The organism is Castellaniella daejeonensis (genome assembly GCF_039523555.1).
GTDB classification, from domain to species: domain Bacteria; phylum Pseudomonadota; class Gammaproteobacteria; order Burkholderiales; family Burkholderiaceae_B; genus Castellaniella; species Castellaniella daejeonensis.
On record NZ_BAAAFN010000011.1, the window covers coordinates 257,533 to 284,034 of the forward strand.

Sequence of the window (26,502 nt, forward strand, 5' to 3'; positions counted from 1 at the left end):
CTGTTTTTATGTCCGGGAACCAGATTACCATCCGCGCGGGGACGCGGCCATCGCGCCGCCAGGCGACGGGCCGCCGCCCGCGCCCAGGCGGGACGCGCTGTGCGATAATCCCGGACTCCCGGCCCGGGGCGCGCCATGCGCCAGGCGGGAACGGGCCTCTAGCTCATGCCTGGTTAGAGCAGCGGACTCATAATCCGTTGGTGCCGAGTTCGACTCTCGGGGGGCCCACCAGAAAACACAGGGGGAATCAATCGGCCGGACGATTGATCCCCTTTTTACTTTCTCCGCCACGCAGCACTGTCAACAAGGTGTCAACCGGGCAAGGGCCACCATGATCCGACACTTCACGCACGTGTTCTCCGATCTCGACGCCTTGCGCGCCGATGTGGCGCATGGCGAGATGGCCCGCGCCGCGGAAAGCAGCCGCTCGATCCTGGTCCAGGTGTACAGCGCCAGCGGGGCTCCCGCGCATCTTCTCGGCATCGCCGGACTGCTGGAAGAATTACTGCCCGCCGCGACGGTGGTTGGCGCGACCACCGTCGGCGAAATCGCCGCCGGGCGCCTGCTGACCAACCAGACCGTCATCGGCTTCAGCTTTTTCGAGTCCTCGCGGTTGCAAGCCATCGCCATGCCTTGCACGCGGGGCGAGGAATCCCGAACGGGCGCCGAACTGGGGCGAAGCATCCGCGCGAGCGCGGACGATATCGCCGGCGTACTGCTGCTGGCCACGCCGCTGAGCGTCGAGCTTGGCCCGCTGTTCGCCGCCCTGGAGCCGGAAATCGGGGACTTCCCCCTGTTCGGCGGAGGCGCCGGCGACTACACCAGGATGCGGAACACCTTCGTGTTCGCGGGTGGCGAGCTGTTGGACGCCGGCATCGTCGCGGTAATCTTCACAGGCACGCAACTCGCCTTGCAGTGCGAGGCCTATCTCGGCTGGATACCGGTCAGCCACCCGATGACGGTCACGCGAACCGACGGCCCGCTCGTCAAGGAAATCGACGGCCGGCCCGCTTTCGAGATCTACCAGCGCTACCTCGGCGCACGCAAGGACGAAAGCTTCTACATGGCCGCCCTGGAGTTTCCGCTGCTCATCGAGCGCGAAGGCCAGTGGGTGGCACGGGTTCCCGTGGCCGCCGGCGAGGACGACTCCCTGCGGTTTCTCGGCGACATCCGCGAAGGCGAGATCGTGCACATCGGCTATGGCGATGCCGGCACGATCATCGAACACGCGCGGGAAATACAGGCGGCCAGCGCGGATTTCGCACCCGACGCCGTATTCATGTACAGCTGCGGCTGCCGTCGATTCCTGCTCCAGGAAGACGTCGAGCGCGAATCGCGCCCTTTCGAGGCCCACGCGCCGACTTTCGGGTTCTTCACCTATGGGGAATTCTTCGGCACCGGACGCCTGCAACTGCTCAATTCCGCCATGGTGGCCGTAGGGCTGCGCGAAGGCGGGCCCCGCAAGGCATCGAGACCCGCGGCGGCCACGGCGAACGGCGGCACCCGCCCACCGCCGGACGACCCCTACGACAGCCAGCACACGCGCGTCATCTCCAAGCTGCTGCATTTCATCAAGGCCGTCACGACGGAACTCGAAGCCACCAATCGCGAGCTCGAGAAGCGCTCCATGACCGACACCCTGACCCAGCTCGCCAATCGCATCCGCCTCGACGAGTCGCTCGAGGCGCAGCTGAATTCGACCATCCGCGGCGGCATTCCCTTCAGCGTCATCCTGCTCGACATCGATCATTTCAAACGCGTCAACGATACCCATGGACACCTGGCGGGCGACAGCGTGCTGGTTGCCATCGCGCAGGCGCTGAGAACCCATATCCGCGCAACGGATCGGGTGGGACGCTGGGGAGGCGAAGAGTTCCTGGTGATCTGCCCCGATACCGATGCCGCGCAGGCCACCCTGCTGGCGGAGCGGCTGCGACAAGCCATCGAGCGCCAGGCCATCCCCGGGGTCGGACACAGCACGGCAAGCCTGGGGGTCGCGGCATACCGCCCGGGCGACGATGCCTCGGGCCTGATCGCCCGCGCCGACCAGGCGCTCTACCAGGCCAAGCACGCCGGCCGCAACCGGGTCGAACAGGCGTGACCGCCCCCGTCGCCGCCGCGCCACATCGCCCGTGATCCAGATGTGACCAATCATGGCGGCGACAGCCCGAATGGGGAGAAATCCGGCAGTTGTGTAAGCGCCGGCAAATCCTGGGATCCCCCCGCCAGCGCCAGGCTCATAATCCTCATCATGAAGACCCCGATCACCCGCCGCGCCGGCCGGCTCGTCCTCGCGCTGGCCGTGGCATCCGCCCTGGGCGGATGCGCCGTCTACGAACCCGCGCCCGCCTACTACGACGGCGGCGGAGTCGTCTATGCCGGCCCGTCCGTCTATGTCGCGCCGCCCGTCTACGTGGCGCCGCCGACCTACTACTTCGGCTTCAGGTCGTGGGGCGGGCATCGGGGCCACGGCTGGCACGCAGGTCCCGGCTGGCATGGGGGTCACGGCTGGCGCCGCTGACCCGGCGCGGCGGCCGGTTCGTCCGGGGCGGCGAACCGGAGCGGATCGCGCAGCCGCCACAGGCGCAAGGCCACGTGGATTTCCAGCGCGCGGCCCGCGTCGCGCCAGCCCTCCAGCAGCCCATCGATCGCCTCCAGGCGCTGGCGCAGCGTGTTGATGTGCAGGGACAGGCTCCTCGCCGCCTCGGCGGCGTTGTAGCCACAGTCCAGGTAGGCCAGCAGCGTGCCGGCCAGCACGGTGCGGCGCGCCTCGTGCGCGGCGGCGCCGGCATACAGCCTGCCCAGCGTGGCCGTGAAGAACCCGTCGATGGCGGCTGCGTCCGCGCGGTTGAAGAGCGGCACGTACAGCGCGAGCCGGCTCTCGTCGAAAAGCTCGCCCTGCCGGCCCAGCGCGTCGAGCAGGTCCAGGCAGCGCCCGGCCCGCTCGAACGACGCCGACAGCCCGTTGGGGTGATCGACGACGCCGCTCACGACACCCGAGAACGCGCCACGATGGCGGCGCAGGCAGGCCTGGACCGCCGCGCGCGCCTGCTCCATCCGCGCCGCGTTGGCCAGCACGACCAGGGAATCCCCGACGTCGTCGAACAGGGCGCCCGATGCCCCCAGGCGGTCCCTCAATTGCCGGCATAGATAGGCGCAGCCGTCCCGCCCGGCCCTGACCACCAGCAGCCGCATGGGGCGATGGATGTCGACGCCGTACTTTTCCGCCTGCTGCGCGAAGCGCTCGGACCGGCCGCCCGGCCCATGGACGAGGCCGTGCAGCACGGCCGGCGCGTCGGACACCAGGGACAGGGTCCGCTGCGCCTGGAGCAGCAGCACGACGCCCGTCACCATGGCGCCGCGCTCGAAGATGCGGGCGGCCACCTCGCCCAAGGGCTCGGCGGTCTGCAGGACCAGCCCCCCCAGCGGTCCCTCGCCGCCGACGACGGCGCAGACGGTACGGGATTTCCGATAGGCGACGGAACGGCCGGTCCGCCGGCTTTCCGCCAGGGCGGCGTAGGCCGCGTCCTCGATCCAGCGCCCTTCCTCCACCGGCTCCTCGACGCCCCGCTCCCCGTTGGCGGCGGCGATCTCCCTGCCCCCCTCGTCGCAGACGGCCACCCGCCCGCCCAGGCGGCGCGCCAGCATCGCGCACACATCCGGCAGGTCGCCGCCGCGCGCCACCAGGGCGGTCAGCTGCTCGTGCGCCTCGGCCGCCGCGCGGGTGTCCGCCGTCTGGCGCGACAGCAGCTCGTTGGTCGCCCCCGCCCGCGCCAGCGCGTCGCGCGCCTGCTCGAACAGGCGCGCATTGCCGATGGCGACCGAAGCCTGCGCGCCCAGCGTGGACAGGATCGAGATTTCCCAGGCGGTGTACGCGCGCACGTAGCGATCGCCCACGAAAAGCACGCCGGAGACCTCGTCGGCGCTCAGCAACGGCACGCCCAGGATCGAGGCGATGTGTTCGCCGCGCATGGCGTCGTCGATGAAGCGCGAATGATGGAAGCGGCCGTCGCCCGAATAGTCCGACGAGGAATAGGGGCTGCGGTGCCGCGCCACGTACCCGCACACCCCGGTGTCCAGGCCGACGCGGATCCGGCAGAAACGCTCGGAAAAGGCGCCGTCCGTCGCCCGCACATAGAAATCGCGGCGCTCCGGATCGTAGACGGACAGGTAGCCGACATCGCAACCCAGCAACGCCCGGGCCCGCCGGACGATGAGCCGCAGCACTTCGTCGATGTCGACGATCCGGGTCAGGTCCTGGGCGGTCTCGATCACCGCCATCAGGCCGCGCTCGCGCTGCTGGTGCTGTTCGAGACGGTCCTTGACGGTCAGCCCCATGGATAAGGTCTCCAGCGCGCGCGCCTTGTCCTCCCCGTCCGGCAGCCGGGCGAGCCGGTCGCGCAGGGCCTCCAGTTCCCGGCGCCCGGCGTCCCGATGCAGGAGGCGGACGACTTCGCCTTCGACCGCCCTATCCATGATGAGAGGACATGGATGAATAAAACATAAATCAATCCTGCAAATGTTTTGTTCGACTATATATCGGCCACCGGACGATCTCTACACTTCTTTCATCGTCCCGGCCGCCCTTCCATGGCCGGTGTTCATCGACCCACCCCAGGACACAGCGGCATGGATTCCCAGACTCCCGATTTCCGTTCCTTCACCCCGGCGCAACGCCTGGAGGCCGTCGCCCTGAAGGCGGGGCTGGACGCCGAGGACGTCCGGCGCCTGTCCCGGCCCGGCGCCCTGCCCCTCGAAACCGCCGACGGCATGATCGAGAACGTGCTCGGGACCTTCGAGCTGCCCTACGCGGTGGCGGGCTATTTCCGGATCAACGGGGCCGACGTGCTGGTCCCCATGGCGGTCGAGGAACCATCCGTCGTCGCGGCCGCCTCCCACATGGCGAAGATCGCCCGCGGACACGGTGGGTTCCTGACCTCCAGCACGGGCCCCATCATGCGGGCGCAGATCCAGGTCCTGGACATCTCCGACCCCTTCGGCGCGCGCCACGCCATCCTGCGGCACCGCCAGGAAATCATCGACCACGCCAACAGCCGCGACCGCGTGCTGAACGAATTGGGTGGCGGCTGCAAGGACATCGAAGTGCATGTGTTCCCAGGCACCGCGCGCGGCGCCATGGTCATCGTCCACCTGCTGGTGGACGTGCGCGATGCGATGGGCGCCAACACCGTCAACACCATGGCAGAGGCCGTCGCCGGCCGCATCGAGCAGATCAGCGCGGGCCAGGTGCGACTGAGGATCCTGTCCAACCTGGCGGACCTGCGCCTGTCCCGCGCGAGAGTGCGCATTCCGGCCACCGCGCTGGGCAGCACGGGCTACCCGGGGCAGGACGTGGCCGAGGGCATCGTCGACGCCTATGAATTCGCATCCGTCGATCCATACCGTGCCGCGACGCACAACAAGGGCATCATGAACGGCATCGACCCCATCGTCGTGGCCACCGGCAACGACTGGCGCGCCGTCGAGGCCGGGGCCCATGCCTATGCCTGCCGCCAGGGCCGCTACACTTCGCTGTCGGCATGGGAAATCGCCGCCAACGGCGATCTCGTCGGCACGCTCGAAATGCCCATGTCCGTCGGCCTGGTCGGCGGTGCCACCAAGACCCACCCCCTGGCGCAGCTGTCGCTCAAGATCCTGGGGGTGCGAACAGCCCAGGAACTGGGAGAGATCATCGTCGCGGTGGGGCTGGCGCAGAATATGGCCGCGCTGCGTGCGCTGGCGACCGAAGGCATCCAGCGCGGCCACATGACGCTGCACGCCCGCAACATTGCCCTGGCCGCCGGTGCGCAAGGCGACGAGATCGGCTGGGTGGCCGCCCGAATGGCGGAAGCGCGCGACGTGCGCGCGGATTTTGCCCGCGAACTGCTGCAGCAGCGGCGTGGCGCCACCAGCCCGAACTGACTTTATCCCACGACGCACCCGGCCGGCGAGCCGGGGCGAATACAACCAGGAGACACCCCATGAAGACCCGACTTCCCCGCCATACCCTGATTGCTGCAGCCCTGACCGGCCTGGTCGCCGCAGGCGCGGTCCAGGCCGCGTCCGATACGGACGTCATCCGCATCGGCTTCATCACCGACATGTCCGGCCCCTACGCAGATACCGACGGCCCGGGAGGCCTCGAAGCCATTCGCATGGCCGTCCAGGATGCCGGCGGCTCCGTGCTTGGCAAGAAGATCGAGATTCTTTCGGCCGACCACCAGAACAAGCCCGAGATCGCCTCCGCACGCGCCCGGGAATGGATCGACCAGCAAGGGCTGTCGATGCTGATCGGCGGCGTCAATTCGGCCGCGGGCCTGGCCATGAACGGCATCATCAAAGAAAAGCATGTGCCCTACATCAACATCGGCGCGGCCACGGCCCGCCTGACGAACGAGGACTGCACACCCTACACCGTCCACTACGAATACGACACGGTCGCCCTGGCCAAGGGCACCGGCTCCGCCGTGATCAAGCAGGGAGGCAAATCCTGGTACTTCCTGGTCGCGGACTACGCCTTCGGCCATTCCCTCGAAGCGGACACCAGCGCCGTCATCAAGGCCAACGGCGGTACCGTGGTCGGATCAGTCAAGCACCCGCCCACCTCGCCCGACATGTCCTCCTACATCCTGCAGGCCGCGTCCTCCGGCGCCCAGGTGCTGGGGCTGGCCAACGCGGGCGCCGACACCATCAATTCGATCAAGGCGGCCAATGATTTCGGCCTCGTGGACAAGATGAAGCTGGTCGGCCTGCTGATGACCATCAACGACATCCACGGCCTGGGCCTGCCCGTCGCCCAGAAGCTGCTGATGACCGACAGCTGGTACTGGGACAAGGACGATGCGTCCCGCGCCTTCGCCAGGCGCTTCGACAAGACCATGCACAAGATGCCGAGCACGCACCAGGCCGCCGCCTATTCGGCCACGGCCACCTACCTGAAGGCCGTCAAGGCGGCCGGGACGACCGACGCCGACAAGGTCATGGCGCAGCTGAAAAGCATGAAGCTCGACGACATGTACAGCAAGGGCTATATCCGCGCGGACGGCCGCTACGTGCACGACATGTACCTGATGCAGGTGAAGACGCCCGAGGAATCCAAGGGTCCGTGGGACTACATGAAAACGGTCGCCACGATCCCCGGCGACGAAGCCTTCACCAGCCCGAAGGACTCGACCTGCCCGCTGATGAAGCAGGCCGGCTGAGCGCCGTCCCGGAGCCGCGCTGCGAGGCGGCTCCGACGCTTCCTGGGCACCCGGCGGCCAGGACGTTCCGGCGCCGCCGGAGCATTCAGCCCTCCTGCGCCTTGCGCGCGGCGCGCTCCCTTTCCACCCGCTCCGTCACGTCGCGCGCCATGGCGACCGAGCCGATCGCCGCGCCGGCGGCGTCCCTGACCAGCGCGAAAGTCATCTCCACATAGCACTTGCCGCCGTCCTTTCGCAGGCCCCGCGTCAGGGTCGGACGGCCCTCGAGCTTCATCCGGCCGCTGGCCAGCGCCGCGTCGTAGCCGGCCCAGTGGGCGGCGCGCAGGTGTTCCGGGATGATCAGGTCCAGGCTGGCGCCCAGCGCCTCTTCCGGCGGAAAGCCGAACAGCCGGCCAGCCGCCTCGTTCCAGCGCACGATCCGGCCCTGGCGGTCGGCGCAGATCAGGGCGTCGGTCGTCTGCGCCACGATGCGTTCGTCCAGATCCCCGGGTTCCGCCTCGGCATCGCGGATGTCGCTCAGGATGCGGCAGAACAGGGCCGCCGGCAGCGAGGTCCGCTCCGGCTCCGGCCCTTCGCCGGTCTGGTGCAGGATCTCCAGTCCCCGGGTCGACGCCAGCAGGCGGCGCAGGCCCTCGTTCTGGGCGAAACGCGCACGCAGCGCCCGCTCGACCAGCCGATGATGTTCGCCGGATCCGAATTCGATTCGCGCCTCGCCCCAATAGGCGAACCGCTTGTCCGCCCCCTTGCCGCATGCCTTGGCGTCCCAGGCCGACGATATGAAGGCCTGTGCCCGCGACGGATGCCCCGGGGGAAACTTGATGCCCTGGATGAAGCCTTCCACGGACGCCAGCGGCACGCCATCCAGTTCGAACGGCGACAGGCTGAAATTGGACAGCGCGACGCCACGCCAGTCGTCGGACGTGAACGCGACATTGATCGTCTTGCGGGTCATGCGGGATCTCCCATCATCAACAACAGACTGAAATCACTTGCGCCGGCTGCCGGCTCAGGCTGACGTAGACATGGCCGACGCCGCTGTCGAAATAGGCGGCCTCATGGCGGCCGAGTTCGACCGTCTCGCCGTTCTCGAACAGGATCCGCACCCGGCCGGACAGCACCATCACGAATTCCTGGCCCGGATGCCGGATGGTCTCCGAGAAATCCCGAGCCTCACGCGCATTGATCACCGCCATCAGCGGCTGCATCTTCTTGCCCGGAAACGCGCCGCACAGCACGCTGTATTCGTACTGGTCGGTCTCGTAGCGCTGCACGTCGGCGAACCGGTCCTTGACGACCGTCGGGCTTGCGACCGCCTCGGGATCGAGCCCAGCGTCCGCCGACATGAACAGACGCGTCATGTCGATGTCCAGCGCGCGGCCGAGCAGCAGCACCTTTTCGTAGCTGAGCGCGATCTGTCCGCGCTCGGCCTTGGAGACGGTGGACACCGCCAGACCGCTGCGCCGCGCCACCTGCTGCAGCGTCAGTTGCCGCTCCTTGCGCGCCGCGCGGATCCGGGCGCCCACCTCGTGCCGGCCCGCCAGTTCCGGATCGGCCGCCGGGGCACTGGCGCCCGGAAGCACCGTGGCAAGGACCTGGACTGCGCGCGTTTTCTTGTTCGTCGGGCCGGGCATGATGGCGAAGGTTGCGATGCGCCCGGATCGGGCGCTTGCGACATTCTATGTCGATCCTGCATCCGGCACCGGCCAAGGCGGCCTCAGGCGCGGGACGCGGCGCCGTCCGGACGTCGCGCCACGCGCAGCCACCCCACGAACGCCAGCGCCATCAGCACGAAGCCGATGTAGCCATAGATCGGGTACACGATCCCCACCAGCTTGATGAAGCCGACGAAGCTGCCAGCCAGCGCCAGTACGCCCGCCACGACGGTGCCGGCGCGGAATTTCCCCGTCCCCGCAGGCACGATGCGCGCCATGAAGGCGTAAAGCATGCCGACCGCCGTGTTGAGGATCATGCCGAAGATCACCAGGGACATCAGGTGGCCCAGCCAGGGGGAGATCTGCGCGGCGATCGAGAGCATCGGCATGGGCAGCCCGCCGATCGTGTCCATGCGCAGATACATGGCCACGGCGATCAGCAGGATCAGGACGCCCAGCAGCAGGCCGCCCAGGACGCCGCCCCAGAGCGCGGTCGCCCGCGACCTGGCCTGTCCACCCATGATCACCAGGAACGGCATCCCCGCCACGATGTTGTAGGACACGTACAGCAGGGCCGCGACCAGCCACTGGCCGGCCCCCCTGGGCTGGGCCTGCGCGGCCACCGCGAGCGCCTCATGATCGGCGTGGGGCGATATCAGCACGTAGCCGGCCACCACGACGGTCATGAACATCAAGAACGGCGTGACGGCGCCGATGAAGGCGATCACGCTGCGGATGTCCAGGCACACGATCAGAATGGTGGCGACGGTCGCCAGCACGCTCCCCCAGACCTCGGGAATGCCCAGCCATTGATTCAGCAGCGAGCCGGCGCCGGCCAGCATCACCACGGTGATCGCGAACAGGAAGAACGTGATCAGCGCGTCGAACACCAGCCCCAGATGGCGGCCCAGCATGGCGTTGACGACTTCCTTGTGGGAATGCGCCGCCAGGCGCTGCCCCATCGTGGAAAACGCCATCGACAGCAAGGCGAACAGCACGCCCGAAACCACGCAACCGATCAGGCCGATGGCGCCGAAGCCGGCGAAGAACTGCAGGATTTCCTGCCCTGACGCGAATCCCGCGCCGACGATGACGCCGACGAACGCGCCTGCGATCTTGCAGACATTCTTGAACGAATCCATGCTTCTGTCTCCGATGGAATTGTGATGATGGAACGAATCGAGGCGCGCGGCGCTTGCGGCGCCCGCGCGCCCCTCAAGCCGCGGACGGGCCAAAGCGGCGCGGACTCAGGCGGTCGGCGTCGACACCCTGCCGCGCCAGGAATTCCGGCAGCGCGCGGCCCAGTAGCAGCGCACAGGCGGCCGCCGAAGCGCCCGCCGAGGTCTGGATGCCGTAGCCGCCCTGCCCCGCCAGCCAGAAGAACCCCTGGCGCCGCGGATCCCAGCCGATGACGAAATCGCCGTCGGGGGCGAAACTGCGCAACCCCGCCCAGACGTGCCGGGGCCGGCGGATGCGCAGGCTGGTCAAGGCTTCGATGTGATGGATGCCCAGGGCGATGTCGATTTCCTCGGGCACGACATCGTGCGGGGCAACCGGGTCCGCGTTGGCCGGCGATCCCAGCAGCTGGCCCGCGTCGGGCTTGAAGTAGAAACTTTCATCGACGCCGATGACGGCCGGCCAGGGACCGACGTCCGTCCCCTCCGGCGCGGCGAACGTGAACGCGGAACGGCGCCTGGGCTCGATCCCCAGCGCATGCGCGCCGCACAGCGCCGCCACCGGATCGGCCCATGCGCCGGCGGCATTCACCACGGCGAGCGCCCGCACGGCATCGCCGCCACCCAGCGTCAGCGTCCACACGCCATCGCGTTCGTCGCGCGCGGCGGCGGCCAGTTCGGCATCGCAGCGCAGGCGGGCCCCCAGCTTCGCCATGCCGCGCAGAAAGCCCTGGTGCAATTCGGCCACGTCGATATCGGTGGCATCCACGTCGTACACCGCGCCGATGAGCCGGTCTTCTTCCAGGCACGGCACCATGGCCTTGGCCTGGACGGCGTCCAGCATGTCCGCCCGCAGGCCTTCGCGCCGGTACTGCGCCAGGGCGTCTTCCAGCAGGGATTCCTGCCCCGCCGTCCCGACATACAGCACGCCGCGCGGATGCAGCAGGGGGTGCGCGCAGAAGCCTTCCGGCGGCCGTTCGAAGAACTCGCGGCTGGCGCGCGTCAAGGCGCGGATCTGTTCCGTGCCATAGCTTTCCATGAACATGGCGGCCGAGCGGCCCGTGGAGTGGTAGCCGGGCTGAGATTCGCGCTCCAGCACCGCCACGGACGCCCCTTCCCTGGCCAGCCGATAGGCGACGGACGCCCCCGCCATGCCCGCGCCGATCACCGCGAAGTCGAACACCCGATCATTCATTACCTGCATCCAATTTTTTTCCAATAGGAAAATTATCATATAGGAAAAAAATTCCAAATACCCTGGTTTACCCCCATCCTTCTCCCCACGGCCCCTCTCCCGCCGGCCGGCACGCCATCGTTCCGGCGCGTGCTACCGTATCCGCTCCATCCGACCAGCAAGGCCTCGCATGCGCGCCCATACCGCCCGACTCATCGACGACCGCATCCGGATCGAACCCCGGGACGTTCCCACGCCCGAACCCGGACCGCGGCAGTTGCTGGTCCGCGTGCGCGCGGCCGGCCTGAATCGCGGGGAACTCCTGGCGTTGCGCAAGCAGGCTCCGGACGCCCCGACCGTCCTGGGCATCGAGGCGGCCGGCGAAGTCGTCCAGGCTGGCGCCGACACGCCGCCCTTCAGGGCCGGCGACCGCGTCATGGGGCGCTGCCGCGCCGCCTTCGCCGACTACGCGCTGCTGGACGCGCACGACGCCATGGCCGTGCCCGAGGGCCTGTCCTGGGCCCAGGCCGCCGCCACCCCCATCGCCGCCATGGTCGTCTACGACATGCTGATCGCCCAGGGCCGTCTCGCCGAGGACGAATGGCTGCTGGTCACCGGGGCCTCCTCGGGCGTCGGCGTCGCCGCCCTGCAACTGGCCAAGGCGCTGGGCGCGCGGGTCGTCGGCACCTCGGGCTCGGCCGAAAAGCTGGCGGCGCTGGAACGCCTGGGCCTGGACGTGGGGCTTCGCACCCGCGCGCCCGATTTCCACGACGCCGTGATGGCCGCCACCGGCGGCAAGGGCGTCGACCTGGCCGTCAACATCGCCGGCGGCTCCGTCTTCGCCGAATGCGTCCGCTGCCTGGCCTTCGAGGGCCGGCTGGCCACGGTCGGCTACATGGACGGCGTGCTGGAGGGCCGGCTAGACCTCGCCGCCCTGCACGCCAGGCGCCTGACGATCTTCGGCGTGTCCAGCAAGGGCTACGGTCCCGAACAGCGCCGGCGCATCGTCCAGGGGGTCGCCGACCGCATCCTGCCGCTGGTCGCCGACGGCCGGCTCGCGCCCGCCATTGACCGGACGTTCTCCTTCGACGCACTGGAGGCGGCCATCGCCCGCATGGAATCCAACGAACAACTGGGCAAGATCGTGGTCGGCGAGGCATGAAGACCTTCCTGCTCTACCTCGTCACGGCGTGCGCCGAGATCGCGGGCTGCTACCTGCCGTGGCTCTGGCTGCGCCAGGGAGGCTCGGCCTGGCTACTGGTTCCCGCCGCGCTCAGCCTGGCGGCGTTCGCCTGGCTGCTGACCCTGCACGAGGCCGCCTCCGGCCGGGTCTACGCCGCCTACGGCGGGGTCTACATCGGCGTCGCCATCCTCTGGCTCTGGCTGGTCGACGGCGTGCGCCCCACCGCATGGGACATCGGCGGCGCCGCCGTCACGCTGGCCGGCATGGGACTGATCGCGTTCCAGCCGCGCTAACGGGCCGCGCCCGGGTAGACCCGGGTGCGGCTAGTCAGTCCGTTCCAGCGCGATCACCCGGGCGGGCGGCAGATTGGCCCAGACGACCGGATCGTCCCGCACCATGAAGCCTTCCGACAGCCCGGCGACGGGCAGGCCACGCAGCGCATAGGTGAACTGCACCAGCGTACAGCCCGGGCGCAGGAGCGTCCGGCACTGGTCGAGCACGGCGGACACGACGGCCGGGTCCAGGGAACGCAGCGGCAGGCTGGAAACGATGGCGTCGACCGGCCGTCCCGCCGCGCTTTCGTCCAGCACGTCCGACAGCCGGGCCGCGTCGCCCCGCAGGATAATCACCCCCGGAAACCGCCGGCGCAGATGCCGCACGAACGCCGGGGAACATTCCACCACCCGCAGACGATCCGCCGGCACCCCCCGGTCGAGCAGCGCCCGGGTCACCACGCCGGTGCCGGCGCCCAGCTCCACCACCAGGCCATCGCCCCGGGGATCGATCCGGGCCGCCATGCCGCGCGCCAGGTGTTCCGAACTGGGCCAGACGGCCCCGACTCCGGCCGGCGCGTCCAGGAGTTCGCGCAGGAACAGCCCCATCGGCGCCGCCCGGATCGCTCCGGCCATCCGGCGGGAGCCGGCCGCATACCGTAACCCGACGGCCCCGGCGGCCCGCAGGCCTTCGATCAAGGGCAGCAGCGCGACACCCGCGTTTTTCAGCATGGAGACCTCTTCCAGTTCCCGAGCGATGCCGGATAAGTTATCAGATGCCGGGTCCGGCCGGAGTATGCGTTCGTGACAGGAAGGACGCGGGATACGGGTGCGCAGGGAACATATCGCCCACATCCGTTACTCATCGTGCATCCCGGTCTGGAACCGCACCGGCGTCCCTTCCCACCCCTCGACCGGAGGAAACCCGGATGTCCAAGCAAAACCTGCAAACGCGCCGTGCTGCAACAGATCGCGGACGCCAACTTCTACCGGGTCGGCGCCGGCGGTGGCACCCTGTCGACCAATTCGCGCGAGGGCATGGTGTACCTGCAATTCCGCGAACCAACCGCACGGATGGACCAGGCCCGGCTCCAGGACCTGCTGCAGGCGCTCGCCAACAACGCCGAACGCTGGAGCGCCCGCGACTTCGTCCGCGCCCTGCTCGACGAATGCCTGGGCTTCCAGGGCTTCACCCCCGAACAGATGCGCGCCCTGATGGAGGTCAACCGCGAAGCCGGCCAGTTCGCGCTGGACATCACCGAAGGCGATCCGGCCAGGACCGCCCAGCAATGCCCGGGCATGCAGCGCCAGATCCGCGACGGGCTGGAGATCCTGCGGGGCGGCCGCGCCGCCCTATTTCGCCGCCATCCGGCTGTCCAGGACGCGCCGCAGGCGCACCGCGTCGCCGAAGCGCGAACCGCTCATCCCCTGCGCGTTGAGCAGCACCATGGCGAGATTGCGGCCGCCGAGCCGGACCATCATCACCAGGCAATCGCCGGCCTCGCGGGTGGTGCCGGTCTTGGAAGCCAGGATGTCCCAGCGGGGCCGGCCCACCAGCATGTTGGTGTTGCGGAACGTCCGCCCGTCGATGCTGTACTTGGCATCCGTGGTGAATTCCCCGATCAGCGGCTGCCGGGACGCCGCATGCACCAGCCTGGCCAGGTCCCGGGCCGTGGACACGTTTTCATTGGACAGGCCGATGGGCTCCACGAACCGGGAGTCGCCCATGCCCAGCGCGGCCGCCCGCGCGTTCATCGCCTCGACGAAGGCCGTCATGCCGCCCGGGTAGGTGCGCCCCAGGGCGTGCGCCGCGCTGTTCTCGGACGAGGCCAGCGCCAGATGCAGCAGATCGGCGCGGCTCAGGCGCGCGCCGGCCGCCAGGCGCGAAGGCAGCTCGCTGGGCACGTCGACGTCGCTGGCGTCGATGACGATCGTCTCGTCCATGGGCAGGCCGGCCTCGACCACCACCAGCGCCGTCATGAGCTTGACGAGGGAGGCGATCGGCCGCACGACGTCCGCGTCGCGCGCGAACAGGACCTCGGACGTGTCCATGTCCTGCACGAACGCCGTGGTGGACTTGAGCTTTTCGATTTCCCCGGCCGGATCGCGCGTGACCAGCGGCGCCTTGGCCACGGCATCGGGATCGAGCGGTTCCGGCGTCGCCCCCCAGCGCTGCACGGCGATGCGTCGGCCGTAGCCGTGCAGGCAGATCGGCAGGGAGGGCTGGGCGTTGCAGGGGTGGAAATTGGCGACCTGGGCGGACACGGAGGGCGGCCAGCCCGCGCCGACGGCCATGGCGAGGGCCGCCGCCATGCAGAAGAAGATCGCCCGCGCCCGTCGCCATGCCATGACCCCTCCGATCCGTCGGCGCGGCGCGAAGCCGTGCGACGACAAGACACACATTGAAGGGTTATCTTACTCTCCGACGGCCGATCGGTACTCGTCGTGCAGCCGGATCCAGCTCATGGTCCCGCTGGTTTCGTTCCGGCCCTTGGGTGCGAGATCGAGCCAGTTGAAGGCCCCCATCAGCAGTTCGGTGCCCCGGTGATAGGTCGAATAGCTGTGGAAGACATCGCCCGCCTCGTCCCTGGCGAAAAGGCTGACGCCGAACATGTCCGGGCTGTTGCGGATGGTCGTCAGGCCGTAGTTGTAGGCCGCGCGGCCGGCGGCGCGGTCCTCCTCGGTGAACGACACGCCGAAGTCGTAGTTGAAGTCGCCCTCGCCGGAGGACACCCACGTGAAGGTCCAGCCCATGCGCTTCCTGGCCGCCTCGATCTGCCGGACCGACGCGCGGGACACCGCCGCGAACGACAGGTCGGCGTGCTCGAAATGCCGTCGGGCCGCGTCGACGTGATCCATGGTGTACGAGCAGCCGGGGCACAGGTGGTCCGAGCCCGGGGTCAGCATGAAATGATAGATCGCGAGCTGGCCGCGGCCTTCGAACAAATCCCCCAGCGAACATTCGCCGCCGGGTCCCTGGAAGACGTAAGGCTTCTCGACCCGCTCCCAGGGCAGGCCGCGGCGCTCCACGCGAAGCGCGTCGAGCGCGTGGGTCATGGCGCGCTCCTTGGCGAACAGCGCCTTGCGGGCGGCCAGCCACGCTTCGTGCGAAACAACGGAATGGTTCATGGCATTCTCCTTCGGTCATCGGTCGGTGCGCGCCCCGCTGCGCGAGCCAGCCTCAACCAGGGCGGCAGATGGAAGAGGCTCATCAACAGGTACATCGTGGTCATGCCATCGAGCGGCGAAGCCCCCGGATCCGGCGCGCAGAACATCGCCGGGGAAGCATCGCGCATCGCGGCCACCGCCATGACCGCGAAGACGGGCGCGGCCGCGCAGGCAAGCCCATCGGCCGCGATGCGCGCCCACCGCTTCCATGGCTGCCGCGAGGCGGCGACTGAAGACATCGTCATTCGTGTGCCCCTTTCCGGTTGGCATGTCCCGGTCTCGCCGGACCGTACGGAAATCGTAGGACGGCGCGCATCAGGGGCGGGAGTAACAAATGTGGCGGGATTCGGAGATCGGGGTTTCCGATGGCGCCATCGCGGCCGGCATCCCGTGGGACAAGCGGGCGGCCAATTCTTGGAATGATTCTCAGTCGTGTATGATGCACGAGGTTTCAATCACGGTTTTTTCGACCTCAGAACCCTCCCGGCTTCCGCGACCATGACATCCGGACCTCGCACACGCTCGACCCGTCTGGCCGCCTGATTCGGCCTGCTCGCGATGTGCCTGCTCGTCGCCGCGCCGACCATCAGCTGGCTGGTCGGGACATCGGCGCGGGACGTGGCCGTGCCCGTCTGCCTCTCCGCCGATCAGGCGGCCCCGTCCGCGGCGGACTACCGCATCCAGGTCGGAGGACATCACGACGGCCCGGCCGATGCGCTGGACGCATGTGGATACTGCGGCCTGCTGGCCCACGACGCCACGCTGCCCGCCACGCCACCCGCCGCGCCGGCCGTGCTGCTGCTGGCGCTCGTCCTCCTGGCGGCTCCCCGGTGGATCCGCCACGTGCCGCTGGGCACATTCCCCGCGGGCCGCCCGCGCGATCCCCCGCACCTTTCCTGACATCCCCGGCCTTCGTGCCGGCGACCCCGTCCGCGCCCAGGCCTTGCGACAAGGCCCGGCGCAGCCATTCCTCCATCGTCAGGAAGAACACATCATGCATCCAGCCTTCAAACGGGAGGCCGCGTACGGCCCACGGCCGTGCGCCGCGATCCTGTGCGCCCTCGCATCCCTCGCGCTCGCCTCCGGGCCGGCCGAAGCCGAGCCGGAGGCGCCCGCCGCCCTGCCCGCCATCACGGTCACGGGCACAGCCGAACGCCCCGCCACCGATCCCGACATGCCCGCCAGCGTCGAATCCGTCACGCGCGAACAGTTCCGGAACTGGAACGTGATCAACAGCGAAGACACCCTGAAGTACCTGCCCAACCTGGACGTGCGCAAGCGCTTCATCGGGGACCAGAATTCGATCATCGCGGTGCGCGGCACCAGCAACACGCAAAGCGCCCGGGGGCTGGTCTATGCCGACGGACTGCTGCTGAGCAACCTGCTGGGCAACAGCTACTCGTTCCCGCCCCGCTGGTCCATGGTGTTCCCGGACGACATCGAACGCGTGGACGTCGCGTACGGCCCCTTTTCCGCGCTCTACCCGGGCAACGCCATGGGATCGACGGTGCTGATCACCACCCGGATGCCCACGCGGTTCGAAGCCCGCGCCAACGCGAAGGCGTTCACGCAGCACTTCGACCTGTTCGGCGTCGATCGGGATTTCGACGGTCACGAGATTTCCGCCACGATTGGCGACAAGGTCGGCCGCCTGTCGTATCTGCTGGGCGTCAACCGCCTGAAAAGCACCAGCCAGCCGATGCAGTTCGCCACCCTGGCGCAATCGGACAAACCCGCGACGGCAGGCGCCACGCCGGTGTCGGGCGCATCTTTCTACGACAACCAGACGGGCCAGCGCACCGCGGTCCTGGGGATGAGCGGAGAAGGCATCAAGCACACGACGCAGGACCAGTTCAAGCTCAGGCTGCAATACGACCTGACATCCGAACTGCAGGCCGGCGCGTCCGTGGCCTACTGGCACGAACGCTACACGAGCGATACCTCGACCTTCCTGAGGGACGAGAACGGCGACCCCGTCTACGCCGGCAAGGTGGCCATCGACGGACGCGAGTACGACATCCCCGCGTCGGCATTGGCGGCGAGCCGGGGGGAAAGCGACAACTGGCTCTACGGCCTGTCGCTGCGGACCACCCGGGCGAGCGGCTGGAACGCGGAGGTGAACGCCTCGGCCTTCGACGTGACGCGCAGCGTGGGGCGGCAGGCCAATGCCGGCGGCTCCTTCGACGGTCCGGGCACCATCACCTATGGCGACGGCACGGGCTGGAAGACCTTCGATCTCAAGGCCGGCTACACGCCCTCCGCGCAGGCCGGCCCGCGGGCCCATCGGCTGGCGCTGGGCTACCACTTCGATCGCTACGCCACCCGGAACGGCACATTCAATACGACGAACTGGCAAGGCGGCGCGGCCGGCGCGCTGAAGAATGCGTTCGAGGGCAGGACCAGCACGCAGGCGCTCTACATTCAGGACGGATGGCGGTTCCTGCCGCGCTGGAAACTCGTCTACGGCCTGCGCTACGAGGACTGGCGGGCCTACGGCGGTTCGCAGGCGTCCGGGGCCGCCCGGCTGTCGTATCCCGGGGCGTCCCGGCGCCATGTGTCGCCCAAGGCCTCGCTGTCGTTCGACGTGTCCGACGACCTGACGCTGCGCGCCTCGATCGGCCGGGCCTACCGCTTTCCGACCGTCGGCGAACTGTTCCAGGGCCAGATCAGCGGTTCGTCCATCGTCAACAACAACCCCGACCTGCGGGCGGAAAACGACCTGGGCAAGGAACTGTCGGCCGAATGGTGGCACTGGAACGGCGTCTTCCGGCTCTCCCTGTTCCAGGACGACGTGCGCGACGCCATCTTCCGCCAGACGGACACCACGGTCATCCCGAACGTCACCAATTTCCAGAACATCGACGAGGTGCGCACGCGCGGTGCCGAACTGGGCTACCAGGGGCGGGACGTCGGAATGGCGGGCCTGGACATCACCGCGAGCGTGGCCTACACCCGATCGAAGATCCTCGCCAACGCGTCCAACCCCGAATCCGTCGGCAAGTATTTCTACCGGATCCCGCTGTGGCGCGCCAAGCTGCTGGGCACGTACCGGTTCGGAGAGCGGGCGTCGGCGAGCGCGGGCGTGCGGTATTCCGGCCGGCAGTACAACACGCTGACCAACACGGACACCAACCCCGACGTCTACGGCGGCACCAGCACCTACACCGTCGCCGACCTGAAATTCACCTACAGGCCCAACCGGTTCAGCGAGGTGAGCGTGGGCGTGGACAACCTGTTCGACAAGCGCTATTTCGTCTACCACCCCTACCCAGGACGCACGCTCTACGTCCAGGCGGCGGTGCGGATGTGAAACATGCCTCATTTCACTGCAAGGAATCGACATGAACATGAATAAGTTGCCGCGGTTGCTGCTGCTCTTCCTGCTCCTGGCCCTCCCCTGGCGGGCGTTCTCCCATGCGGCCTCCATGCGGATGGATCATCGCCCGGGCGCCCACATGGCGCCGGTCATGGCCACCAGCGCGGCGTTCGGGCCGAAGGACCGGCTCTGGACGGTGTCGGCCGACGATGGCCGCCTGTCGGTGCGCCATTCCGACGACCTGGGCCGGACATTCAGCACGCCCGTCGTGATCGACGCTCCCGCCGGGTCGATTCTCACCATGGGCGAGGACAGGCCCACGATCGCCCTGGGACAACAAGGGGAGATCTACATCGCCTGGACCCGGTCGCTGCCCAGGCCGTACACGGGGCACATCCTGTTCTCCCGCTCGGTGGACGGAGGCCGGCACTTTTCGACACCCATCCGGGTGCACCGGGACGACGCCGAAATCACCCACCGCCTGGCATCCCTGGCGGTCGATGCCCAGGGACGCGTGCTGATCGCCTGGATAGACCGGCGCGACTTCGAGGCCGCCGGGTTGCGGAAAGAAGCCTACGCGGGCACAGCCGTCTACTACGCGCGGTCGGACGACGCGGGCGCCAGCTTCGGACCGGAACGCAAACTGGCCGACCACAGCTGCGATTGCTGCCGCATCGCCACTGCGCGCGCGCCGGACGGCGGGATCGGCGTGCTCTGGCGCTTCGAGGACGCGGACGATCTCCGGGACCACGCCTACGCGCTCGTTCGCGGCGAGTCCGTCACACAGCCCCCCGCCCGGGCGACCTTCACCGGGTGGCGGGTGAACGCGTGCCCCCACCAGGGCCCCGGCCTGGCCATCGCCGCCGACGGGACCCGCCACGCGGTCTGGTTCTCCGCCAGGGACGGCGACCCGACCCTCTGGTACGGACGGCTCAACCCGGGACAGCCGCCCGACGATCTGTTGGCCATCGCCCATGACGGCGCGGCGCACGCCGACGTGGCGGCGGCGGACGATCGGGTCTGGATCGTATGGAACCAGGCCGATGCCGAAGGCCTGAAGCTGATGGCGCGGCTCTCGTCCGACGCGGGCGCGCATTTCGGCGACGCCCGCGAACTCGCGCGCACCGCCACGGATGCCGGTTCGCCGCAACTGCTGCTCGACCGCGACGGCCACGCCTACGCCGCCTGGGACACGGCCGACGGTTTTCGCCTCGTCCCGATCGCTGGAGCCGTAGAACCATGAAAACGCTCATCCTGTCGCTGTCGATGCTGGTCGCCCTGCCCGCGGCCGCGGCGTCCCTGGAGCCCTTGACGGCCGGGGACATACCGGCCCTGCTCGAGCCGCCCGCGCGCGGCGTCCGCGTCATCGAACTGTGGGCGCTGTATTGCACCTACTGCGAGACCAACCTGCGGGCCGTCGCCGAACTGGGCGCGACCGGCGAGGACGTCCAGGCCGTGACGGTCAATACCGACCGGAACGTCCCCGAGGAAGCCATCCTGAAGCGCCTGCGTTCGGCGCGGGCGACCGGTGTCCCCGCGCGCGCCTACGCGGGCACGTCCGTCCAGCGACTCAACTACCTGATCGATCCGCACTGGGGCGGCGAACTGCCGTACACGGTGGTCATCCACGCGGACGGCACCCGACGAACGGCCAGCGGCACGCTGACCGAGGAACGGCTGAGGGCGCTGGCCGGCGGCCGCTGATTCAGGTCGCGGGTCGTCCGGCGCCTGCCGCCCGGCGCCGCGCTCACATCCTGATCGCGCTGGCGAACAGTCCGGCGGCCCGCACGGCGTCGATCGCCACGCAGTCCAGCTCGCGGCGGACGTCCGCGGCGAGGTCGATGGTCGTCAAGCCCGTGCATGAAAACACGATGACCCGGGCGCCTTCCTCATGCAGGCGCCGCGCGCAGTCCAGCGCGGCCCGCCGGCCATCCGCGGTCAGCAGGTCGGTGGTCCTGGTCACTCCCGACGGCCGTGCATAGGGCACGGACTCGCCCAGGACATGCCGGTAAGGCGCGGGGGCTTCCTCGCCGATGCCGATGACCGCGCAGGGCCTGTCCAGGAATCCGGCCACCCGCGCGGCCGCGCTGCCGGCCGAAATGACCGGGATGTCCACGGCCTCGCGCAACTGCGCCAGCCCCGGGTCCGCGGCACAGCTCAGGAACAGGCCCGCGCAGCCGCTTTGCCGCAGCCGCCGGCCCAGGCGCACGATCTTCGGGATCGCGAGCGCCTCGCTCTGTGCGTCGTAGATGCCATCCGGCTGATCGGGGATGCACTCCGTCACGGTGCGCAGTCCGTATTCCCGTTCCAGGATGCGGCCGTGCTCGAACAGCACCGCCTCGTCCTCCGTCGTCAGGACCCGGATGATTCCAAGCGTCATGGTCTTGCCTCCCGATTCAGATCCGTACCGGCCCGCCCGCCGGCACATCCCGCGCGTCCTCGCCATGCCTGAAGAGGCGGGCCGCGAACGGTCCGCCCAGATGAATGCCCGCATCGTCCACGCGCAGCCAGTCGCCTTCCGGCAGGCCGATGACGCGGGCGTCCGGATTGGCGGCCAGGAATTCCGCGAGACGCTGGTCGCGCGTCTCGCCCTGGTGGCCCGGCGGCAAGGCGTTGGTGTAGTGCGGATTGATCTGGAAATCGACCAGCCCCAATGCCTCGAACCCTTCGGGATCGACGATCGGCATGTCATTGGTGGTGCAGATGGAGGGGCACGCCAGATTGGCGCCCGCGCTCCAGCCGATGTACGGCTTGCCGCCGCGCACGTGCGCGCGCAAGGCCGCCAGCAGCCCGCGCCGGCGGCATTCGCGCAAGAGCTGGAACGTATTGCCCCCACCCACGATGATCAGTTCCGCCGCATCCAGGGCGTCGGCGCCAGCCGCATGGGCTCCGGTCAATTCGATGCCCAGCGGCTCGACGACCGCCCGCACTTTGGCGGTGTATTCGTCCCAGCTGAACGTGACGCCGGCGAAGGGCACGAAGCACGCGGTGCGCCGCGATCCCGCGGCCGCCCGGATCAAGTCGGACGCATGCGTCAGATAGCCCCCGTCAGGGGAACGCGAATTGCTCAGCAACAGTAATTCCATGGACATCCTTGTCAGGCAATCAGTTCCGACGTCAGCTTTGCGACGACGGCATTCGACAACAGGACCGGCAGGCCGCACGCCTGCCGTGCCGCCTGCTGGTGCGCGCGCACGAATCCCATGCAGTCCAGCACCAGGATTTCGGCGCCGCGGTCGCGCAGCGCCAGGGCGGCACGCGCCACGGCATCGGTGTCGCCACCGTACGGCAGGGCGACTTCGCACAGCGGCGGACGCGCCAGCACGGAAAATTTGCCCGCCTCGCTGACGGCCTGTTCGGCCAGCGGCACGATGACGCCCACCTGGCGCGGCCCCGCCAGCGCCGCGACCGCCGGCGGCACCAGGCGATCCGGCTCGATCAGCCAGGCGTGCGACAGCTTCAGGTCGTGGAACTCGCCCGTGCACAGCACGAGCACCGCGTCGCAGCCCCGGGCTTCGAGCTCGTCGAGCCTGGGCTGCATGGCCTGGCGCACCGCGGCCTTGTCGAGCGTGACGTGCGTGCCGTCGAGCAGGCGCGACACCAGCACCGGCTGGCCATCCCGGACGGCGAACCGCTGCGCGATCCGCCGCGGATCGAGTCCATCCAGCACGCCGGCATGGACGCAATCCGTGTCCGGAGGCAGGCAGGATTCCAGGATCGGCGTGATGTCCGGACGCGGCGCCTGGCCGATCGTCAGCGTGCCCAGCAAACGCCGCGGCGACTTCCCGGGATGACCGTTCATGACGTTTCCCCTCTTGCTACGCCTGGCGCTGCAGATGCGCCATGGAGCCATACAGCGACACCAGCCGGTCGTATTCGGCCTGATCGTGGAAGCGGCAGGTCCCCCGGCCGAATTCCTTGGCCACTTCCACCACGAACCGCACCACCGCCGCGATATCGGCTTCGTCGCTGGCGCCCGTGCCGCAGCCGGGCACGGCCGTCACGGTGGAAATCGCGACGCCCACCGTGGGCGCCTCGGTGGCGATGGAAGGCTGCAGGATGCTGTTGATGTGGTAGACATCGTTGCCATAGGGCGTGATGTCCTGCGTCGTGATCGGGAACGTGACGGCGGGCCGTCCGCTGGTCATCTCCATGATCCGTACCAGGTCTTCGGAGACACGCAGGATGTAGCCCTGCTTGACCGTGGGCGAGAGCGCGTAGCCTTTATGGTTCAGGATGCGATTGCCCTTGGTGGTGTCGATGGACAGCACGGCGTCCATGTCCGGCGTCACTTCATGGGCATTGAGCGTTTCGGTGTCCACCGGCGAATCCATGAAATCCACCGGCTGGTGCGGGCGCGTCGGCGCGTCGGCGCAAATGTGGGTGCTGATGATCACATCGCCCGGCAGCGCGTCGCCCTGCTCGGCCATGCCGGCGAGTTTCAACGCGGCGGCCACCGCGGCCACGGCGCCGTCCCCGTCCGACACCAGGCCGATGCGGGTGGGGCGCGCGCCCACGCCGCCCAGGCGGCCGACGATGCCCAGCGTGGGCGCCGCGCCGCCCTTCCGCTTGCCCTCCGTGCCCGGCACGACGATGCGGACGAAATCGGTCTTGCCGCGAGGCCCCTGGATGGTTTCCATCGACGCCCGGACCGACCGGTCATGCGGGGCCAGCAGGTCCAGGACGGTCTTGCCGGTTGCGTACGCGCTATCGAGCGCCTCGAATGCCTTCAGCGTATGCGACAAACTCATTGTGCTTCCTTGCTATGACGAAATGGAGGATTCATCGGGTCTTGGCCTGATACTGGAAGATGGAATGGAAGAAGCCGTAGATGGCATCGCCCGCGATCGCCCCGGCGGCGAACACTTCCATCGTGTTCTGGATCTTGTCACCCCAGATCCGCAGCACCAGCAGGCGCAGGCCGATGCCGATCAGCACCGCCCACCCGGCCAGAGGACTGAAAATGAGCAGACCCGTGGACAGCAGCACCCCGATCTGGCGCTTCGGCCCGCCCAGCCACTGGACGATCGCCCCCGGAATGGCCCACATGGCCAGGTGCATGCCCACGTCGCCGGAAATGCCGGCCTTGATGGTCGCGGCATACACACGCGCCACCGGCGGCACCAGCCCGCTGGCGAAATAGCTCTGGAACGACACGTACACGATGGGAATGGCCACGACGAAGGCGATCATCGCGCAGATCAGCTGCTGGCGGCGCCCCTGCAGTTCGAACCGGGGATCGGCATTGTTGCCGCGCAGGATGAAGCCGGCCTTCAGGTCGTACCCCATGTCGGCGAAAGCCGGGCCGGTGGCGGCCGCGAAGCCGCACAGCATGGTCAGGCCCAGCGGGGGAAAGCCGATCAGCATGCCGACCAGCAGGGTGATCAGGGCCACGGCGAAGGCAGGAAACCAGCCCGAGTGCATGGCGGCGATGCCCACGATCAACTCGTGCGCCAGCGCGGCAAACGCGGCGTACACGACGAAGGCGGCCAGCATCGGCCAGGACAGCTCGGCATGGATGCCGCTGCCGAACGCGATCAGGGCGGCCAGAACGATGTACGCAACGGCGCCGAACTGCATGGCGGAACGGACCCGATCCGCGCTGTCGGGCGGCGTCGCGTCCTTCGGGTCGGCGGCCCGGGGATCCGGGACGGACTTCTTGCGATGATGGCGTATCTGCGCGATCACCTGGACGAGCGCCACCAGCCCGGCGCCGATCATCAATCCATGCGGAATGTACAGGGCGTTGATGTCCACCCCCAGGACGGGATTGGAATATCCCCGGATCAGCAGCCCGGCCCCGAACATCGTCAAAGCCCAGATATTGCCCAGGAAAGCAATGCCGAAAGCCGACATCGGCACGTGCAGCCAGGCCCCGATCACCCCCACGCCGATGCCCACGCCCAGCACCTTGGCCTGCTTGCCTCCGCTGTCGCCCGCCTTGATGGCCTCGGCCGCGGCGACCCCGGGCGGCCAGGCCCCTGTCGCCGGAAACACCCGGGTGTCGAACAGGCGATACAGCATGAAACCATCCAGCAGCATCGCCAGGCCGACCCCGATGAACATGGGCAGGATCAGGTCGGGGCGCCCCATCAGGTAGGGAATGGCGATCGGCAGCAACAGGCTGTTGGCCGCGCCGAACGTGGCCGACGAAATGGCCGTCTGCGCCAGGTTCTGCACATGCACGTCGCGGAACTGGCGCAGCAGGCTCAAGGGCACCCGCGCCAATATCATGGCCGCCAGGGCGCCGATGATGGACGTGTTCGGCGTGACGCCCAGGGTCGTGAGCAGCTGGATGCCGATGATGGCGCCGAATATGCTCAGCAGCACGACGAACACGAAGGTGCTGCCCTGGAAGGTGCTTGGATGATTCTGGGGAGTGTTCATGGGGATCTCTCGGACTGTCTTCATTCGGATCCGGACGGGCATCCGGCACCGGAACCCGTCATCGGCTCCAGAACGGATCGCCGATGGCGCGGCCGATCTTGCGCGCCCGGTCGGCCAGGCCGCGAGCCAGGGCCTCGGCATCCACGGGCGGGATTTGCCTGGAGGGAAAGCTCAGGCAGAACGCCATGGTTTCCTTGCCGAGCGGATCGGCCACCGCGCAGCTGACCGAACCCACACCGGGCAGGGCCTCGTCTTGCGCGACGGCCCAGCCATCGCGGCGGACTTGCTCCAGGCGATTGCGCAGGCTGGCCAGATCCCGCGGGGAACTGGGCGCGGCCCTGGCCACCAGCTGGTCGAAGTGGCTGGCGACGGTGTCGTCGTCCAGGCGCGCCAGCAATGCGCGCCCGGTCGAGGTGGCGATGGCGGCGGACTTGTGGCCGGGCCACGTCACCACCTGCAGCGGATGGCTGCCACGATGCACGCGCAGCACAACGACGCTTGCGCCGGGCTGGTCGAGCACGGAGATATATCCCGTATGGCCGCTTTCCCCCACCAGGTTCTCCAGTTCCTGTTCCATCCGCGCCAGCAGCGGGGTCGTCGCACGGACCTGATGCGCGACTTCGAGCAGCAGCAAGGCGGGCCGATACAGCAAGGAGTCGGCGCAGCGTTCCAGCATGCCGCATTCCAGCATCTGCCTGAGCAGGCGCGACGCCGAGCTTTTCGGCAAGGACAGGCCCTCGGCCACGTCGGTCACCGACAGATCGCGCTCGGCGCTGGCGAACAGACGGAACACATTGGCGGCGCTGATCAGGACGGTCATGTCGATGGTGGTTTGATTTGAGTAGAGTTCCATATTTTGGAACTTAGTGCCATTTATTGGCAATGGATAGATTCTACCCAATGATGCGGTCAGTCTTGCCTAGGAATAACCCTGATGGATGGCGCGCTGCTGCGGCGGTATCGGGCGGCATTC

The 26,502-nt window shown here is 68.6% G+C and carries 25 protein-coding genes, 1 tRNA gene and 1 pseudogene; 12 read left to right on the forward strand and 15 right to left on the reverse strand.

The window, feature by feature from the left end:
* Window positions 1–152: 152 nt before the first annotated feature.
* The 3 genes from ABD022_RS08315 to ABD022_RS08325 all read left to right on the forward strand — a co-directional run bounded on the left by ABD022_RS08315 (window position 153) and on the right by ABD022_RS08325 (window position 2,521).
* Window positions 153–231: transfer RNA gene (locus tag ABD022_RS08315), tRNA-Ile, on the forward strand.
* A 100-nt stretch (window positions 232–331) separates the two neighbouring features.
* On the forward strand, window positions 332–2,101 hold the full coding sequence (locus ABD022_RS08320; protein ID WP_343820847.1) for a sensor domain-containing diguanylate cyclase: 1,770 nt from the start codon (window positions 332–334) through the stop codon (window positions 2,099–2,101).
* A gap of 150 nt (window positions 2,102–2,251) precedes the next feature.
* Window positions 2,252–2,521: a hypothetical protein gene (locus ABD022_RS08325; RefSeq protein ID WP_343820849.1), complete on the forward strand. Its 270-nt coding sequence runs from the start codon at window positions 2,252–2,254 to the stop codon at window positions 2,519–2,521.
* Here ABD022_RS08325 and ABD022_RS08330 read toward each other — a convergent pair.
* The gene (locus ABD022_RS08330) at window positions 2,503–4,476 is read right to left on the reverse strand and encodes a helix-turn-helix domain-containing protein (protein ID WP_343820850.1); all 1,974 of its coding nucleotides are present in this window, start codon (window positions 4,474–4,476) and stop codon (window positions 2,503–2,505) included. The two genes, ABD022_RS08325 and ABD022_RS08330, sit on opposite strands and share 19 nt — an antisense overlap.
* 153 nt (window positions 4,477–4,629) lie before the next feature.
* Here ABD022_RS08330 and ABD022_RS08335 point away from each other — a divergent pair, with 153 nt between their 5' ends.
* Both ABD022_RS08335 and ABD022_RS08340 read left to right on the forward strand, forming a co-directional pair.
* Complete coding sequence (locus ABD022_RS08335) at window positions 4,630–5,922, forward strand: hydroxymethylglutaryl-CoA reductase, degradative (RefSeq protein ID WP_343820851.1); 1,293 nt, start codon at window positions 4,630–4,632, stop codon at window positions 5,920–5,922.
* A gap of 59 nt (window positions 5,923–5,981) precedes the next feature.
* A complete protein-coding gene (locus tag ABD022_RS08340) occupies window positions 5,982–7,202 on the forward strand; it encodes an ABC transporter substrate-binding protein (RefSeq protein ID WP_343820852.1) in 1,221 nt (406 codons plus the stop codon).
* Between the two features lie 85 nt (window positions 7,203–7,287).
* On the opposite strand, the gene ABD022_RS08345 is transcribed toward ABD022_RS08340, so the two are convergent.
* From ABD022_RS08345 to ABD022_RS08360, 4 genes are all read right to left on the reverse strand, one after another.
* Entirely contained in the window at window positions 7,288–8,154 is an 867-nt protein-coding gene (locus ABD022_RS08345) for a PAS domain S-box protein (protein ID WP_343820853.1), read from the reverse strand.
* A gap of 16 nt (window positions 8,155–8,170) precedes the next feature.
* Complete coding sequence (locus ABD022_RS08350; RefSeq protein ID WP_343820854.1) at window positions 8,171–8,833, reverse strand: helix-turn-helix domain-containing protein; 663 nt, start codon at window positions 8,831–8,833, stop codon at window positions 8,171–8,173.
* An 83-nt stretch (window positions 8,834–8,916) separates the two neighbouring features.
* Window positions 8,917–9,996 carry a YkvI family membrane protein gene (locus ABD022_RS08355; protein WP_343820855.1) on the reverse strand — a complete coding sequence of 360 codons (1,080 nt, stop codon included), beginning with the start codon at window positions 9,994–9,996 and terminating at the stop codon, window positions 8,917–8,919.
* 73 nt (window positions 9,997–10,069) lie between these two features.
* Complete coding sequence (locus ABD022_RS08360) at window positions 10,070–11,224, reverse strand: NAD(P)/FAD-dependent oxidoreductase (protein WP_343820933.1); 1,155 nt, start codon at window positions 11,222–11,224, stop codon at window positions 10,070–10,072.
* A 169-nt stretch (window positions 11,225–11,393) separates the two neighbouring features.
* On the opposite strand from ABD022_RS08360, the gene ABD022_RS08365 reads away from it, so the two are divergent.
* Complete coding sequence (locus ABD022_RS08365) at window positions 11,394–12,365, forward strand: quinone oxidoreductase family protein (RefSeq protein ID WP_343820856.1); 972 nt, start codon at window positions 11,394–11,396, stop codon at window positions 12,363–12,365.
* Window positions 12,362–12,679, forward strand: a complete 318-nt coding sequence (locus ABD022_RS08370) for a YnfA family protein (protein ID WP_343820857.1) — start codon at window positions 12,362–12,364, stop codon at window positions 12,677–12,679. The genes ABD022_RS08365 and ABD022_RS08370 overlap by 4 nt, the downstream gene beginning before the upstream one ends.
* A gap of 30 nt (window positions 12,680–12,709) precedes the next feature.
* On the opposite strand, the gene ABD022_RS08375 is transcribed toward ABD022_RS08370, so the two are convergent.
* Entirely contained in the window at window positions 12,710–13,294 is a 585-nt protein-coding gene (locus ABD022_RS08375; protein ID WP_343820934.1) for a class I SAM-dependent methyltransferase, read from the reverse strand.
* Between the two features lie 321 nt (window positions 13,295–13,615).
* Between ABD022_RS08375 and ABD022_RS14830 the strand changes: the two are divergent.
* Window positions 13,616–13,732, forward strand: a pseudogene (locus ABD022_RS14830) (type III secretion system chaperone); the annotation flags it as partial.
* 279 nt (window positions 13,733–14,011) lie between these two features.
* Here the strand turns inward: ABD022_RS14830 and ABD022_RS08385 are convergent.
* The 3 genes from ABD022_RS08385 to ABD022_RS08395 form a co-directional block, all read right to left on the reverse strand.
* Complete coding sequence (locus ABD022_RS08385; RefSeq protein ID WP_343820860.1) at window positions 14,012–15,007, reverse strand: serine hydrolase; 996 nt, start codon at window positions 15,005–15,007, stop codon at window positions 14,012–14,014.
* Between the two features lie 66 nt (window positions 15,008–15,073).
* Window positions 15,074–15,787 carry a DUF899 domain-containing protein gene (locus tag ABD022_RS08390; protein WP_343820861.1) on the reverse strand — a complete coding sequence of 238 codons (714 nt, stop codon included), beginning with the start codon at window positions 15,785–15,787 and terminating at the stop codon, window positions 15,074–15,076.
* Window positions 15,784–16,071 (reverse strand): hypothetical protein, encoded by a 288-nt coding sequence (locus ABD022_RS08395; RefSeq protein WP_343820862.1) that lies wholly within the window; start codon window positions 16,069–16,071, stop codon window positions 15,784–15,786. Before ABD022_RS08395 ends, ABD022_RS08390 begins: the two co-directional genes overlap by 4 nt.
* A gap of 313 nt (window positions 16,072–16,384) precedes the next feature.
* On the opposite strand from ABD022_RS08395, the gene ABD022_RS08400 reads away from it, so the two are divergent.
* The 4 genes from ABD022_RS08400 to ABD022_RS08415 all read left to right on the forward strand — a co-directional run bounded on the left by ABD022_RS08400 (window position 16,385) and on the right by ABD022_RS08415 (window position 20,846).
* Entirely contained in the window at window positions 16,385–16,726 is a 342-nt protein-coding gene (locus tag ABD022_RS08400; protein WP_343820864.1) for a DUF2946 domain-containing protein, read from the forward strand.
* Between the two features lie 94 nt (window positions 16,727–16,820).
* A complete protein-coding gene (locus tag ABD022_RS08405) occupies window positions 16,821–19,136 on the forward strand; it encodes a TonB-dependent receptor (RefSeq protein WP_343820865.1) in 2,316 nt (771 codons plus the stop codon).
* A 31-nt stretch (window positions 19,137–19,167) separates the two neighbouring features.
* Window positions 19,168–20,385 (forward strand): sialidase family protein, encoded by a 1,218-nt coding sequence (locus tag ABD022_RS08410; RefSeq protein ID WP_343820866.1) that lies wholly within the window; start codon window positions 19,168–19,170, stop codon window positions 20,383–20,385.
* On the forward strand, window positions 20,382–20,846 hold the full coding sequence (locus ABD022_RS08415) for a TlpA family protein disulfide reductase (RefSeq protein ID WP_343820867.1): 465 nt from the start codon (window positions 20,382–20,384) through the stop codon (window positions 20,844–20,846). The genes ABD022_RS08410 and ABD022_RS08415 overlap by 4 nt, the downstream gene beginning before the upstream one ends.
* A 43-nt stretch (window positions 20,847–20,889) precedes the next feature.
* Here ABD022_RS08415 and ABD022_RS08420 read toward each other — a convergent pair whose 3' ends face one another.
* From ABD022_RS08420 to ABD022_RS08445, 6 genes are read right to left on the reverse strand one after another with little or no spacing between them, the layout of a single operon-like run.
* Window positions 20,890–21,522: an aspartate/glutamate racemase family protein gene (locus tag ABD022_RS08420; protein WP_343820869.1), complete on the reverse strand. Its 633-nt coding sequence runs from the start codon at window positions 21,520–21,522 to the stop codon at window positions 20,890–20,892.
* Between the two features lie 16 nt (window positions 21,523–21,538).
* The gene (gene pepE, locus ABD022_RS08425; RefSeq protein WP_343820871.1) at window positions 21,539–22,228 is read right to left on the reverse strand and encodes a dipeptidase PepE; all 690 of its coding nucleotides are present in this window, start codon (window positions 22,226–22,228) and stop codon (window positions 21,539–21,541) included.
* Between the two features lie 11 nt (window positions 22,229–22,239).
* The gene (locus tag ABD022_RS08430; RefSeq protein WP_343820873.1) at window positions 22,240–22,944 is read right to left on the reverse strand and encodes an AroM family protein; all 705 of its coding nucleotides are present in this window, start codon (window positions 22,942–22,944) and stop codon (window positions 22,240–22,242) included.
* A 16-nt stretch (window positions 22,945–22,960) separates the two neighbouring features.
* Window positions 22,961–23,893 (reverse strand): DUF1177 domain-containing protein, encoded by a 933-nt coding sequence (locus tag ABD022_RS08435; protein ID WP_343820874.1) that lies wholly within the window; start codon window positions 23,891–23,893, stop codon window positions 22,961–22,963.
* 31 nt (window positions 23,894–23,924) lie between these two features.
* The gene (locus ABD022_RS08440) at window positions 23,925–25,529 is read right to left on the reverse strand and encodes an OPT/YSL family transporter (protein ID WP_343820876.1); all 1,605 of its coding nucleotides are present in this window, start codon (window positions 25,527–25,529) and stop codon (window positions 23,925–23,927) included.
* Window positions 25,530–25,587: 58 nt separating this feature from the next.
* Complete coding sequence (locus tag ABD022_RS08445) at window positions 25,588–26,382, reverse strand: IclR family transcriptional regulator (protein WP_343820878.1); 795 nt, start codon at window positions 26,380–26,382, stop codon at window positions 25,588–25,590.
* Window positions 26,383–26,502 lie beyond the last annotated feature (120 nt).

What these genes read in the sequence shown, in the direction of transcription:
- ABD022_RS08320 (WP_343820847.1), top strand. Translation starts at nt 332, where the DNA reads ATGATCCGACACTTCACGCACGTGTTCTCCGATCTCGACGCCTTGCGC.
- ABD022_RS08325 (WP_343820849.1), top strand. Translation starts at nt 2,252, where the DNA reads ATGAAGACCCCGATCACCCGCCGCGCCGGCCGGCTCGTCCTCGCGCTG.
- ABD022_RS08330 (WP_343820850.1), bottom strand. Translation starts at nt 4,476, where the DNA reads ATGGATAGGGCGGTCGAAGGCGAAGTCGTCCGCCTCCTGCATCGGGAC.
- ABD022_RS08335 (WP_343820851.1), top strand. Translation starts at nt 4,630, where the DNA reads ATGGATTCCCAGACTCCCGATTTCCGTTCCTTCACCCCGGCGCAACGC.
- ABD022_RS08340 (WP_343820852.1), top strand. Translation starts at nt 5,982, where the DNA reads ATGAAGACCCGACTTCCCCGCCATACCCTGATTGCTGCAGCCCTGACC.
- ABD022_RS08345 (WP_343820853.1), bottom strand. Translation starts at nt 8,154, where the DNA reads ATGACCCGCAAGACGATCAATGTCGCGTTCACGTCCGACGACTGGCGT.
- ABD022_RS08350 (WP_343820854.1), bottom strand. Translation starts at nt 8,833, where the DNA reads ATGCCCGGCCCGACGAACAAGAAAACGCGCGCAGTCCAGGTCCTTGCC.
- ABD022_RS08355 (WP_343820855.1), bottom strand. Translation starts at nt 9,996, where the DNA reads ATGGATTCGTTCAAGAATGTCTGCAAGATCGCAGGCGCGTTCGTCGGC.
- ABD022_RS08360 (WP_343820933.1), bottom strand. Translation starts at nt 11,224, where the DNA reads ATGAATGATCGGGTGTTCGACTTCGCGGTGATCGGCGCGGGCATGGCG.
- ABD022_RS08365 (WP_343820856.1), top strand. Translation starts at nt 11,394, where the DNA reads ATGCGCGCCCATACCGCCCGACTCATCGACGACCGCATCCGGATCGAA.
- ABD022_RS08370 (WP_343820857.1), top strand. Translation starts at nt 12,362, where the DNA reads ATGAAGACCTTCCTGCTCTACCTCGTCACGGCGTGCGCCGAGATCGCG.
- ABD022_RS08375 (WP_343820934.1), bottom strand. Translation starts at nt 13,294, where the DNA reads ATGGCCGGAGCGATCCGGGCGGCGCCGATGGGGCTGTTCCTGCGCGAA.
- ABD022_RS08385 (WP_343820860.1), bottom strand. Translation starts at nt 15,007, where the DNA reads ATGGCATGGCGACGGGCGCGGGCGATCTTCTTCTGCATGGCGGCGGCC.
- ABD022_RS08390 (WP_343820861.1), bottom strand. Translation starts at nt 15,787, where the DNA reads ATGAACCATTCCGTTGTTTCGCACGAAGCGTGGCTGGCCGCCCGCAAG.
- ABD022_RS08395 (WP_343820862.1), bottom strand. Translation starts at nt 16,071, where the DNA reads ATGACGATGTCTTCAGTCGCCGCCTCGCGGCAGCCATGGAAGCGGTGG.
- ABD022_RS08400 (WP_343820864.1), top strand. Translation starts at nt 16,385, where the DNA reads ATGTGCCTGCTCGTCGCCGCGCCGACCATCAGCTGGCTGGTCGGGACA.
- ABD022_RS08405 (WP_343820865.1), top strand. Translation starts at nt 16,821, where the DNA reads ATGCATCCAGCCTTCAAACGGGAGGCCGCGTACGGCCCACGGCCGTGC.
- ABD022_RS08410 (WP_343820866.1), top strand. Translation starts at nt 19,168, where the DNA reads ATGAACATGAATAAGTTGCCGCGGTTGCTGCTGCTCTTCCTGCTCCTG.
- ABD022_RS08415 (WP_343820867.1), top strand. Translation starts at nt 20,382, where the DNA reads ATGAAAACGCTCATCCTGTCGCTGTCGATGCTGGTCGCCCTGCCCGCG.
- ABD022_RS08420 (WP_343820869.1), bottom strand. Translation starts at nt 21,522, where the DNA reads ATGACGCTTGGAATCATCCGGGTCCTGACGACGGAGGACGAGGCGGTG.
- pepE (WP_343820871.1), bottom strand. Translation starts at nt 22,228, where the DNA reads ATGGAATTACTGTTGCTGAGCAATTCGCGTTCCCCTGACGGGGGCTAT.
- ABD022_RS08430 (WP_343820873.1), bottom strand. Translation starts at nt 22,944, where the DNA reads ATGAACGGTCATCCCGGGAAGTCGCCGCGGCGTTTGCTGGGCACGCTG.
- ABD022_RS08435 (WP_343820874.1), bottom strand. Translation starts at nt 23,893, where the DNA reads ATGAGTTTGTCGCATACGCTGAAGGCATTCGAGGCGCTCGATAGCGCG.
- ABD022_RS08440 (WP_343820876.1), bottom strand. Translation starts at nt 25,529, where the DNA reads ATGAACACTCCCCAGAATCATCCAAGCACCTTCCAGGGCAGCACCTTC.
- ABD022_RS08445 (WP_343820878.1), bottom strand. Translation starts at nt 26,382, where the DNA reads ATGGAACTCTACTCAAATCAAACCACCATCGACATGACCGTCCTGATC.